Raw genomic sequence first — 2,134 nt, forward strand, 5'->3', positions numbered from 1 at the left:
CCGTATCGCCGTCGTGCCCCTCATCGTCGCATTGGGCACCTTCATCTTCACAGGTAATTTCTAGGTCAGGCTCTAGCTCTAGATCAGGGTCTCCGCCGATAGACTTGCATCTTTACAGAAAACCGCAACGGGCGGCTTTTTTCTAACGGTGCGTACTGATCGGCATAGAAAAAGGCGCGCCCCACGGAAGGTGAGAGCGCGCCTTTAAATTTGCCGCTGCGGGGGCTGGGGGGGGCGGAAGCAGCGGCAAGGTCAGTTGACCACGGCGCTTATAAATTTTCGATGGTGTTGTGACGGTTAACAGCATTTTTCATTCCGCAACGCTGCCCTAACGGGCGGCGTTTTTTATGCTCAAAGTTAGTCCACGATTGGACAGTTGAATTAATCGGTCAGAATGGTAATCGGAGACATGATTGCTGTTCACACATTTGGCCATCTGCGCACCGTTAGCCAGTGCATTGACCTGTTCAAACAGAACGTTTTGGACGTTCTTGGCCCGCATGATCTTTTCATTCATACTTGGTCGGAAACGAATCGGCGGACGTCGTCATGGTATGAGTTGAATGCGGAGGTCGAACCGGTCAGCGAAAGCACACTTAGGCTGGTGCGCGATACTTTGACACCGTCCGCCATGCTTGTCGAAGATCAAGTCGTCTTCGATGATGAGCGCGACCATGAGCATATTTCGGCAATGAAAATGCACGAGTCCGTGCGGCGAAGCATGGCGCTTCGTCTCGGGGTGGCGAGGCCTAAAGCGTATGATGCCGTGCTCGTAACCCGGCTGGATATACAGTTCCGCGTGCCAATAGATATACGCCCGTTTTTCGAGCCGCTGTCAGTGCCGCCGTTCGATCGTTCTGTGATGGCTATTACGCGCGATCACACCGCCCATACGAAAAGCCAGATCATTGCCGACCGGTTCGGCGGTCGCGATTGCTTCTTCTTTGGTTCGCAGCGGACTATGGATTGCTTCGCGTCGATGGGCCTCGATCCCTCGATTTATGTCAAAAGCCCTTTGCAGGAACGCACAGGCGAGGTGTGCTTTGACAACTTCATCTACAGCCAGGGGCTCAACTTTCAACCTCTGAACATCGTCTCGCAGGATGATTGGAATGTCGTTCGTCAGTGGACGCCGACCGCTTAGTGAACCTTAAGTAAGTTGGCGGGGCGGCTTCCAATCCGGTTTAGGGCTAGGAAACAGAAAAAGGCGCGCTTACATCTGGGTGAAGCGCGCCTTTTAATTTGGCCGCCGCTGGGGTGCTGGGGGCAATGAATGCAGCGGAACACTCAGACAACCACGTCAGATATAAGTTTTCGATGATGTAGGGTGCATCGTGTTCATCATGTGTAAGATGACATGATACATACGATCCTCATGCGGCAGCGATCATATTCCTGAGCGCTTGTAACGTGACGACCGGCAAGGCATCGATGAAGCCGAGGCTGTCAGTCGATCCATCGGATGCGGCGCAATACTCCTCCACAAGCATCCCGTCCTCGTCGCTCTCATGCACGTCATGGGACCGGGCGCATAGCATGATTGCTAGCATGTCAGCATGCACCTGTGCCGCGTCATCGGTGCCCGCCGGGCCGACTGCAGCTTGAGCAGCACGGTGGGCTTCGATTAGGTCCGAAAGAGGCATCGTGACCGAGTCTGTAAGGGAGGTCATCGCAAAGGCCCTCCCTGCATTGGCACACCGTCCAGAGTGAAGAAGGCATTGCCTCGCCCATCGGTGATGAAATCGCGGATATCGGTGACGCGGGTGGCGTGCCGATCATTCTGCCGTTGATAGAAATACGACGGGCCGTCATCGTCGGCGCCGGAGAAATCGCCTTCGTCACCGTTCAACTCAGTGTCGCTATCGTTGCCCTCGTCATCGCATTCGACTTCGCGGTCATCGGTATCGCCGGTGAAGTCAATGGCGTGGTTCCGTCCGTCCATCGTAGCCAGCGATGGCTCGTTTTCGTCTCCGGTAAGTTCGAGGTCGGGATCACCGTCGATGTGATCCATGGCTGAGATGAGCTTTTCCACGGCATCAGCCATCTGGGCACGAAGCACGCGAAGCTGTTCGCGCGGTCGGGTGATGTTTTGAGCCAACATTACGCAGCCTCCGAAGCTGGACGCTCAATAAGC

At 55.1% G+C, this 2,134-nt stretch carries 3 protein-coding genes; 1 reads left to right on the forward strand and 2 read right to left on the reverse strand.

Going from position 1 to position 2,134, the window contains the following annotated elements; genetic code table 11:
• The first annotated feature begins 409 nt into the window (after positions 1-409).
• On the forward strand, positions 410-1,144 hold the full coding sequence (locus tag B060_RS0123410; protein WP_018084211.1) for a hypothetical protein: 735 nt from the start codon (positions 410-412) through the stop codon (positions 1,142-1,144).
• Positions 1,145-1,373: 229 nt separating this feature from the next.
• Here B060_RS0123410 and B060_RS0123415 read toward each other — a convergent pair whose 3' ends face one another.
• Both B060_RS0123415 and B060_RS0123420 read right to left on the reverse strand, forming a co-directional pair.
• The gene (locus B060_RS0123415) at positions 1,374-1,670 is read right to left on the reverse strand and encodes a hypothetical protein (protein ID WP_018084212.1); all 297 of its coding nucleotides are present in this window, start codon (positions 1,668-1,670) and stop codon (positions 1,374-1,376) included.
• Positions 1,667-2,101, reverse strand: coding sequence for a hypothetical protein (locus B060_RS0123420; protein ID WP_018084213.1), 435 nt, complete (start codon positions 2,099-2,101; stop codon positions 1,667-1,669). The genes B060_RS0123415 and B060_RS0123420 overlap by 4 nt, the downstream gene beginning before the upstream one ends.
• Positions 2,102-2,134 lie beyond the last annotated feature (33 nt).

It is taken from the genome of Asticcacaulis benevestitus DSM 16100 = ATCC BAA-896, from assembly GCF_000376105.1.
GTDB classification, from domain to species: Bacteria; Pseudomonadota; Alphaproteobacteria; order Caulobacterales; family Caulobacteraceae; genus Asticcacaulis; species Asticcacaulis benevestitus.

Excerpts from the sequence above, each read along its gene's own strand:
- B060_RS0123415 (WP_018084212.1), bottom strand. The coding sequence starts at position 1,670 with ATGACCTCCCTTACAGACTCGGTCACGATGCCTCTTTCGGACCTAATC.
- B060_RS0123420 (WP_018084213.1), bottom strand. The coding sequence starts at position 2,101 with ATGTTGGCTCAAAACATCACCCGACCGCGCGAACAGCTTCGCGTGCTT.
- B060_RS0123410 (WP_018084211.1), top strand. The coding sequence starts at position 410 with ATGATTGCTGTTCACACATTTGGCCATCTGCGCACCGTTAGCCAGTGC.